Source organism: Thermosynechococcus sp. M3746_W2019_013 (assembly GCF_015296045.1).
GTDB lineage: Bacteria > Cyanobacteriota > Cyanobacteriia > Thermosynechococcales > Thermosynechococcaceae > Thermosynechococcus.
Window position 1 is genome coordinate 44,073 of sequence record NZ_DVDW01000007.1, and the last position, 9,423, is coordinate 53,495.

Here is a 9,423-nt window from a genome sequence, read left to right on the forward strand (position 1 = left end):
CTGCTGGAAAAGAACGTTCCGTGCCTGGAAATCATCTCTGGTTATACCCCCATTCCACCAATGAATCTGATTCAAGGGCGTCCTGGAAATGTCGTCTGGTAGTTTATCCACTTTCTGCCTTATGGGCTTCGACGACAAAGGGTCGGCGCACAAGCAAAAATACACATCGGCGATGTGACTCCTCAAGATGCTTTGATCAATTTCTCTTACTTCTCAAAAGCTGCTGATATGTCCTCCGGTTTCCAATGACCCGGTTCAGCAGCGGGCTGCGTAGGGGACTGTCCGTTGGAAGTGGTTGTTAGATACCCCGTTCAGGCGATCGCCCATTCTGCAGACAGAAGCTCTGTCTGTTTCGCGCACCGTACAATCTATGGTCACACTTTACCGCACGATCTGCACAAGCTCCCGGGCAATCTGTCTGAGTGTAGGCTCGCCGAGCACTTTCACCGCGCTGTCGTTGGTCTCAAGCGCGTCGTAGAAGGCCAGCTCCTCTTCTGACAATTTCAGCTCTTCGCTACGGCGGTCCGCCTCGCGCATCTCTCTTGCCAGCGCAATGAGTTCTTCGATCACCTGCGCTGCTTCGATCGCCCGATTCTGATAGCGACGGAGTGCCTGTTCGAGCAACTCCGCAAAGGAACGCGCCTGGACGAGATTCTTCTTGCGGCGCGTGTGAATTTCGCCGTTGGCTACCCTGCGCTGCCACGTTCGCCGTAGGTGAGTCCAAACACCGTATCCGCAAGCCAGCGCCGGAACGACTCGTTGTCGCTGAACTGCTTAAACAGCTCGGAGTCATCTTGGAGCAGCGCGAGTATCACCCGCTGAAGCGCCCTGTCGTGCTCGATGCGGGCGTTCTGCTTGTCGGAATTCTTGCGGGCATTCTGGTAAGCGGCGTCAGCCGCCACGCGGGCAGGAATCTCCTCGGTGATGAGCTTGCGCACCCGATCGGCGTCGGTCCAGGGTATGTTGCCGAACTGATCGTTAAAAGCCTTGATGATGTTCGAGAGACGGTCGAGCTCCGGTTCGGGCTTGTGCCCACCGCCCCCAGCAGGCACCGGCTCAATCTCGGCATCCGCATCGGCAAGCGCGATCTTCATGCTTGCCTGCTTTTCCACCCGGTAGCTGTCCATGTCAATCGCTGCGAGGATGCCCTTTGCAAGGTCTTCCCCTTTGGGTGCCGGGAGCTTGGGTACCAGAAAGTTAAGGAAGATCGACAGCTTCTCCCACGCAGCATTGGTGTAGGGGAGGATCGAGGACAGAAAGTTGTAAATCCGCAGAAAAGCCTTCGCTTTCCCTTTGAAGTCTACTTGGCCATCCTCGTCGAGCTCTTCCATGTACGTGGCGACGCAGGCGTCGAGGATGGGATCGAGCTGGTCGCGGTCAGCCCCGCTTAGGTAGCGCCGCGCCAGTTCCTCTACTTGCTCAGGCGCGTACACCTGGTAGTTGTCGAGGTCGGCCTTAAGGTTGTGCAGTTTGTTCGGGTCGGTCTCGTCGGCGAGGATGGTCGTGCGGTAGTAGGGCTCGAAGGCCAACCGGATCGTTTCTGGGTCGTTGACGAAATCGAGCACAAACGTATCGTGCTTCTGGGGGTGGGCGCGATTGAGGCGCGAGAGGGTCTGCACCGCCTTGATGCCGGAGAGCACCTTGTCCACATACATGGTATGTAGGAGCGGCTCGTCATAACCGGTCTGGAACTTGTCAGCACAGATCAAAAACCGATACGGGTCCTTCCGGATTTTCTCAGCGATCTGGTTCGAGGGAAAGCCGTTCAAGCTGGCTTCGGTGACCTTCACCCCGCCGTACTCGTGCTCACCCGAGAAGGCCACAATCGCCCGATACGGGCTTTTGCGTTCTTGCAAATACGCCTGGAAGGCATGGAAATACTCGATGGCACGCTCGATGCTTCCTGTGACAACCATCGCCCGCGCCTGCCCGCCGATCTTGCCCTTGGCGATCACCTGCTCGTGGAAGTGGTCCACCATGATCTCGGCCTTGAGGCGGATGGCATGCTCGTGATTCTCGACGAAGCGGCGCAGCTTTTTCTGCGCTTTTTTGACATCGAACTCCGGGTCGTCCTCGATCTTCTTGATGAGTTTGTAGTAGCTCTTCACCGGAGTGTAGTTGGCCAGCACATCCAGGATGAACCCTTCCTGAATGGCCTGCTTCATGGTGTAGACGTGGAACGGCCGGTGCTTGATCGTGCCGTCGGGCTGCGGGTCGGGCGTGCCGAAAATTTCCAGCGTCTTGTTCTTGGGGGTGGCGGTGAACGCGAAATAGCTGGCGTTCGCCAGTAGCTTGCGGGCCTCCATGAGCCGGTTGATCTGGTCTTCGAAGGTCTCGTCTTCGTCCTCTCTTCCCGCCTCCGACAGGGCCAAGCTCATCTTGGCCGAAGTGCGGCCGCCCTGGCTCGAGTGCGCCTCGTCAATGATGATGGCAAAGCGGCGCCCGCGGTGGTCGTTGCCGATCTCGTCGAGGATGAAGGGGAACTTCTGCAGCGTCGTGATGATGATCTTCTTGCCGCTCTCAATGAAGCGCCGAAGATCTCCCGAATGCTCGGCATGCCCCACCGTGGCGCTCACCTGGGCAAACTGTTTGACCGTGTCCCGGATCTGCTGGTCCAGGATGCGCCGGTCGGTCACCACGATAATGGAATCGAAGACGGGCTTGCCGTCTTTGGCAAGGCCAATGAGCTGGTGAGCCAACCAAGCGATGGAGTTGGACTTGCCACTGCCGGCGGAATGCTGGATGAGATACCGCCGGCCTGCGCCGTGCTTCCGTGCATCGGCGAGCAGCTTGCGCACCACGTCGAGCTGGTGATAGCGGGGAAAGATCTGCCGTCGCCGTTTCTTGCCGGTCTTGAGGTCTTTCTCCTCTATGAGTTGCGCGTAGTTTTCGAGGAGGTCGGTAAGGCTCTCCCGGGTGAGGATCTCCCGCCAGAGGTAATCGGTCTTGAGCCCCTGCGGATTGGGGGGATTGCCCGCGCCGTCGTTCCATCCCTTGTTGAAGGGCAGAAACCACGATGCCTTGCCCGCAAGATGGGTGCAGAACCACACCTCGTTGTCGTCAACCGCGAAGTGGGCCACGCAGCGGCCCAGCTCGAAGAGCTTTTCGCGCGGGTTGCGGTCGCGCCGGTACTGCTCGATGGCGTCATGGACGGTCTGTTTGGTGAGGCGGTTCTTAAGCTCGAAGGTGAAAACCGGCAGGCCGTTAATGAAGAGCACAAGATCCAGCGCCCGCTGCGTCTCGTCGCGGCTGTAGCGGAGCTGGCGCGTGACGGTGAAGCGGTTCTGCTCATAGAGTGCCCGCGCTTGCTCATTTCCGGGGGAAGGCGTGCCGTAGAACAGCTCGATGCGGTGCGGCCCGTGCTGAACCCCGTTGCGCAATACGTCCACCACCCCGCGCCTGCTCACCTCGCCCTGAAGGCGCGCCAGAAACTTCCGCCGTGTGGGGCTGTCGTTGTCGAGATCGAGCGCGTCGGCGACCTCAGGCTGCGTCGCGCGCAGAAACGCCGCGAGCTGAACCAGATCGACGCAGTACTCTCGGTCATAGTCGGCCGGGTCCCCGGGGAGCCAACCTACGCCGCCATAGGCTGCCTTAGGCTCAGCCACTACCGCCGGGGTGCCAGCAGTCCGGGGCGCACAGTCGCTGCCCGTGAGTGCCCGGCAGATCAGAGTTTCGAGTCCGGTTTCGCTGGTGTCGGTAGGTTTCATGGTACTTCGTTCGATAAACGATTGAGCAAAGCCACGACAAGGCGCGTGAGTGCCTCCTTGTCTTTGGCATGACTTTCCGCCAGCAACAGCGTCAGTGCCACAAGGGTCTCATCCGAAATTCGCCGCATACCATGGGCAGCGTAGAGCAACTGGTTTTTGTCGAGGAAACGAAGAAACAGCGCTGCACCAATGCGTTTGTTGCCGTCAACAAATGGATGATCCTTGACCACAAAGTACAACAAGTGAGCGGCTTTCTCCTCCAGGGTGGGGTAGGCATCCCGACCGAAAACCGTCTGGAACACAGCCGCAAGGATGCCCTCGAGCCGGCCCGGTTCCCGTTCACATCCGAAAAGATCCCCGGCGCCAAGATGAGTTCGCAGCGTCGCAATCAGTTGCCGCGCTTCATCCGCCGTCAGCGGCTGCGCCTGGTTTGTACGCCCCACTACCGCCGCCAGCCGCCCGTGGTCGTAGTCATCGAGCAGTACCAGCGAATCGGCATAATCGCGCACCAGCCGCAACAGGACTGCTGCTTCGTCACCGGTAAGCAGGTGCTGTTCAGTCATGCTTGCCACCACCCGGATGGTTTGGTGGAGCTCCTCCAGCCGACGGACGTTGGCGGTGTAGCCTTTGACCAGGTGCTCGCGCAGCACCTGTGTGGCCCAGATGCGAAACTGGGTCCCACGGTGGGGAATTGACGCGATAGCCGACGGAGATGATGGCGTCGAGGTTGTAGTATTGGGTTTGGTATGTTTTCCCATCTTCGGCAGTATGTGCAAAAATTGCACATACTGATTCCCTCTTCAGCTCTCCACTTGCGAAGATGTTGCGCAGATGCTTGGTGATCACGCTGCGCTCGGTCTGGAATAGCTGCGCCATTTGCTTTTGCGTAAGCCACACCGTCTCTTGCTCCAGGCGCACATCGAGCGCGATGCTGCCATCGGGGGCGCGATAGAGGACGATCTCGCCGCGTGTAGCAGGTTCCTTCGGCGCGGTTTCGGCACGGAGAAAAGGTTTGTCATTCCTCGGTTTCTTCATCGGCGCTGAGTGTTTCAGTGGTTTCTTCGCTTTCGTCGGTTAGAGGGTCGACCTCGTCCTCGGGCGGCTCCTCTGGCAGCTGTGCCGCCACCTCGCGCACGTCCACCTTGCCGGTGACCACATCGGCAATCAAGCGCTCGCGGTATTCGCGCAGGAGTTCGATCTCACGGCGGGCGGCGGCAATGGCGACGTCAATCTTGGCCGTCTTGGCGTCGAGGTATTCGACGATGGCGGTTTGTTCGGGGAGGGGTGGGACGGGTGTTTTCGTCTGAAGAAATACAGACGGAGGAATGGTATTTCTAAGCCCTGTGTACAGGGGCGCAAGGAGCTTGCGGTCATCCATTGCAATGTAGAAACGCTCAATGAACTCCCCGCGGCATCTACCAAGTGGCTCGAAAATCGTATAGGCGCCGGTGATCATGCCAAAGTAGGGCGAAAGGCCAACCGTACGCGGTGTCTCGGGGATATCGAATAGACAGAATACCAAATCCCCTGGCCGCACTTCCTGGCTCGTACCGAGATCCGCAGAAAACTTGCCTTTGAGCATCGTGAGGTCACGGACGATGATTCCCTGTTTCGTCAAGGACAACATTTGATACTCAGAGTGCCGACTTCCAACAAGCTTCTTGCGTTTTTTTAGCAGCGCTCGATTCGGAACCATCTCCCAATGCTCCGGCACCTCGCCCAGCCACGGCACGCCGGAGTCTTTGTAGGCGGGGTAGGGCTGGCCGGTGCGGACATCAATCTTGCCGGTGACGGCCTGGTGGATGAGGGCTTGCTTGTACTCCTCCAGCAGCTTGATGAGCTTCTGCTTGGCGTGGATGTAGCGCCGTATCCGTCGGTCCGCCCAGTCCAGGAAGCGGACGATGGCGGTTTGTTCGTGCAGCGGAGGCGATGCGATGGGTACAGCGCCAAAGTCGGGTGTGTAGAGTCGGTTGAATCCACTGCCGATGCCTTTAGATCGTTTGGCGAATTCATCAACCAACGCAGGAGTCTTGAAGAGGGCCTCGAAGTAACGGACGTCAATTGGTCCCTTCGGCTGGAATACACTGTAGTCAGGACTTATGACTCCCTCTATGCCCGAAACGGCGAACATGCCAGACCAAGCCTGCATGCGATTCATGATCAGGTCTCCGGACTTGCAGACCTTGTAGTTTGATAGATCTTCAACGCTCGCGATTCGGTTTGAAGCTTCCGCCTGTGGTACAATTCCCCGTTCTCGTGTTAGTGAAAGAAGCGGACTCCTACGATCACCATTGCGTTCATCCGTCTCACGGAACAAGGTTTTGATCCGCCGGACCTCCCAATGCTCTGGCACCTCGCCCAGCCACTCTACGCCGGAGTGTTTGTAGGCGGGGTAGGGTTGGAGTCTGTTGATCATCCCAGCACCTCGAACCAGCGTTTGATGCGAAGGGCCATGAGCCGACGCCGCTCAGCCAGGAACGTTTCATAATCCGGCACCTGACCGCTAAGCAGGCTTATGGGCAGGCAGTTCTCCTCGAAGTTGCGCTTCAGCGTTTCAGGGTCGGTGATGCCGCCGTATCGCTTGGGGCCGCCGTTCACCTGCTCGGCGATCTCCTTGAAGTAGACCTCCGGTGGCTTGTCGCCGATGGCGATGTTGACTTCGCTTTGCGCCATGACGAAATTGGCGATCTGGTTGTAGCGACCGCGGTTCATCCCCTGCTGCTGAAGGTACCGGCGCGGGAAGATGTGGTGCTTGTCGCCGCGGTTCAGCAAGAGGTCGCGGACGGTGATGTCCTTGGAGAGGAAACCCTTGTCGCCAAGCCGTGCCTGGGCAGCCAGATAGGCGATGAAATATGGCGACTGGGCCGAGGACGTCTCCATGAGCTGAGGCAGCATTCCGGTCCAGAAGGTGTCCGGCAGTTCGCTTGCGATAATGGCTTCAGCGTAGTCTCGCAGCCCTTGCGTCTCGATCTGGCGGATGTCGAGGTCAAAAGCTGTATCGGGGCTGCCAGTGTAGCGCCCCGTGAGGATGGACATCGCATACCAGCGCCGCACCAACCGCTCGATGTCGTCGGGCGGGAGACCCTCGCGCCGACCGCGGAGGTAGACAATGTAGGCAAAGTTGACGGCGTTGCGGGAGGTGATAAGGTCGCTGGTGACAAAACCGACCGACCGCAGGATCATGGTCAGGCGATCGAAGTGGGTCTTTTTCATAAAGGCGAGGATGCCCGATTTCAGTTTGGCAAAAGACTCCTCAGCGGTGGATTCTTCGTACTGCTTGGTCTCGAAATTGCGCCCGGAAAGCAATGCCACCAGGTCCTGCAGCTTGCCGCGGCCGAACTCGAAGGTGAACGCCACGCGCAGCACATCCGTATAGGTGGGGTCGTAAAGGGCGTCGTTGACATCCCTGAGCCAGCGTATGGCCGGCCAGAACTCGGACCTTGCGAAGTCTGGATCGCCTTTTTCGATCTTCGAGGCGAATTCTGGAGCCACGGCCAGGTGGCAGAAGTAGTCAATCGCCTTGCGCATCAGGTTGCCGCCGTATCTTTCGTTAACGGCGATCTTGGACATGGCAAAGTCGGCTTGGGAAAGCTCAACACCCGCCGAGTTCACGCGGATGAAAATTTCGGTGACTGTCTCGATGTCGAGATCCTCCGCGAGCTCAATCAGGCCGATATGGTTGTTGACAATCTTTTTCAAACGTTCGAGTACCCGGCCGATTTGCTTTCGGTCGGTTTCGGGGTTGCGCTTGACATAATCGTCAACAAAATCACCTAAGTAAGCATCGGGGGCAAATAGGTGGCTGAGGTCAGGAATCCATGCCCTGTCCTTAGCGATGGCGGAGTTGTGGACCTCGAAGCGCTCCTCCCCAGGGTGGAAGGCGATGCGGATACGCACTGTCTCATAATCCTTCGTCAACACCTCATGGCCAAGCAGGGCCGCCATCAGCGCCGTGACCCGTTGCTGCCCATCGATGAGGATACGCTTACCCGCCGAGATAGTACCGTCCTTGAGTCTGAGGTTGGGATTGCGCCAAGCGATCAAGTAGCCCACCGGGTAGCCCTGGTAGAGCGAGTCGATCAGGTTGCGCACCTTGGTCGAGTCCCACACGAAGGGCCGCTGAATTTCCGGTATGGCGATCTCGCCCGATTTCACCCAGGTCAGCAGGGTTTCAATGGGGTGCGGGGTGACAGAGTAACGTTGTGTCGCCATTATTCGCGCCCTCCCAAAATCTCATTCAGCAGCCCCTCCGCCTCCTTCTCCACCGCCATAAGATCAGCGCGGATCTCCTCCAGAGTGCGCAGGGCCTTGGGCTTGTAGAAGTAGCGGTTGAAGTTGATCTCGTAGCCGATCTTGACGCTGGCCGGGTCGTACCAGGCATCCGGCGCGTAGGGCAGCACCTCGCGGCGCAGGAAGGCTTCGATGGCCGCGCGCTGGTCTTCCGGCCCCGGCAGGTAGCCGGGCTGGTGGCAAGCCTCGCATTCGAGGAACGGGATCTGCTCGGTGTCGCGCAGCTCCGTGTCCGGCTCATACTCCACCACGCGCGTCTTGCCGTGGAGGGTGACCTCAAACAGCCCGCGCAAAGGATCGGGCGCGGTGCCAGGCTTGTGGATCTTCTTGATGACTGGCGGCGCGTCGTCGGCGCGCTCAGCCGTTTCCCGCAGCGCCTTGATCTCCTTGGGGGTGTAGGCGCGCCCCGGGTCAATCCCTTTCAGGCGCAGGGGGCGTTCCACCGTCACCTTCCAGTAGCCGAAGGCGGCGTTGGGGAAGATCCTGGACTGCTCGCTCTCCTCGAATTGGAGGAAGGTATCGAGGATGCGGCGGATGTCCTCTTCGGAGAGCTCGCAGTTCTTCTTGCCGAGGTTCTTGCGCAGGGGCTTGTACCACTCCGTGGCATTGATAAGCTGCACGCGGCCTTTGCGGTGCTCGGGCTTGCGGTTCGTGAGCACCCATACGTAGGTGGCAATGCCGGTGTTGTAGAACATGTTGAGCGGCAGCGCAACAATGGCCTCGAGCCAGTCGTTCTCGATGATCCAGCGGCGGATGTTGCTTTCGCCCTGGCCGGCGTCGCCCGTAAAGAGCGATGAACCGTTGTGCACCTCGGCGATACGGCTGCCGAGCGGGGTGTCGTGCTTCATCTTGGAGAGCAGGTTCACGAGGAACATGAGCTGGCCGTCGCTCGAGCGGGTGACGAGCGACAGCTCCTCGCCCCGGTGCTGCACGACAAAGCGAGGGTCCCGGATGCCCTCCTTGCCGCCCATGCGTTCCAGGTCGCTCTTCCAGCTCTTGCCGTAGGGCGGATTGGAGAGCATGAAGTCGAAGGTGCGGCCAGGGAAGGCGTCGTTGGACAGGGTCGAGTGTTCGGGCCCGCCGACGATGTTGTCGGCGGCTTCGCCTTCGCCCTTGAGCAACAGGTCGGCTTTACAGATGGCGTAGGTTTCGGCGTTGATCTCCTGGCCGAAAAGGTGCACGGAGACCTGTTTGCCGCGCTCTTTTGCCAATTGCAACAGGATTTCCTCGGCCACGGTGAGCATTCCGCCGGTACCGCAGGCGCCGTCGTAAAGGAGGTAGGTGCCATCGGTGATCCGGTCGGCAATTGGCTCGAAGATCAAGCGGGCCATGAGCCGCACGGCGTCGCGTGGGGTCCAGTGCTCGCCCGCCTCTTCGTTGTTTTCCTCGTTGAAGCGGCGCACCAGCTCCTCGAAGAGGGTGCCCA

Annotated in this window: 6 protein-coding genes and 1 pseudogene; all 7 read right to left on the bottom strand. The window is 59.2% G+C overall.

Annotated features, from left to right (window positions below; all coding sequences use genetic code 11):
• Positions 1-255: 255 nt before the first annotated feature.
• Positions 256-696, bottom strand: a pseudogene (locus IGQ16_RS00965) (type I restriction enzyme endonuclease domain-containing protein); the annotation flags it as partial.
• On the bottom strand, positions 687-3,707 hold the full coding sequence (locus IGQ16_RS00970) for a type I restriction endonuclease subunit R (RefSeq protein ID WP_297059903.1): 3,021 nt from the start codon (positions 3,705-3,707) through the stop codon (positions 687-689). The gene IGQ16_RS00970 and the pseudogene IGQ16_RS00965, both read right to left, overlap by 10 nt.
• Entirely contained in the window at positions 3,704-4,270 is a 567-nt protein-coding gene (locus tag IGQ16_RS00975; protein WP_297059905.1) for a type II toxin-antitoxin system death-on-curing family toxin, read from the bottom strand. The genes IGQ16_RS00970 and IGQ16_RS00975 overlap by 4 nt, the downstream gene beginning before the upstream one ends.
• On the bottom strand, positions 4,263-4,742 hold the full coding sequence (locus IGQ16_RS00980) for a hypothetical protein (protein ID WP_297059907.1): 480 nt from the start codon (positions 4,740-4,742) through the stop codon (positions 4,263-4,265). Before IGQ16_RS00980 ends, IGQ16_RS00975 begins: the two co-directional genes overlap by 8 nt.
• Positions 4,723-6,123: a restriction endonuclease subunit S gene (locus IGQ16_RS00985; protein WP_297059909.1), complete on the bottom strand. Its 1,401-nt coding sequence runs from the start codon at positions 6,121-6,123 to the stop codon at positions 4,723-4,725. The genes IGQ16_RS00980 and IGQ16_RS00985 overlap by 20 nt, the downstream gene beginning before the upstream one ends.
• On the bottom strand, positions 6,120-7,919 hold the full coding sequence (locus IGQ16_RS00990) for a DUF262 domain-containing protein (protein WP_297059910.1): 1,800 nt from the start codon (positions 7,917-7,919) through the stop codon (positions 6,120-6,122). The genes IGQ16_RS00985 and IGQ16_RS00990 overlap by 4 nt, the downstream gene beginning before the upstream one ends.
• A partial coding sequence (locus IGQ16_RS00995; protein ID WP_297059912.1) for a class I SAM-dependent DNA methyltransferase occupies positions 7,919-9,423 on the bottom strand: 1,505 nt, incomplete at its 5' end. The genes IGQ16_RS00990 and IGQ16_RS00995, both read right to left, overlap by 1 nt.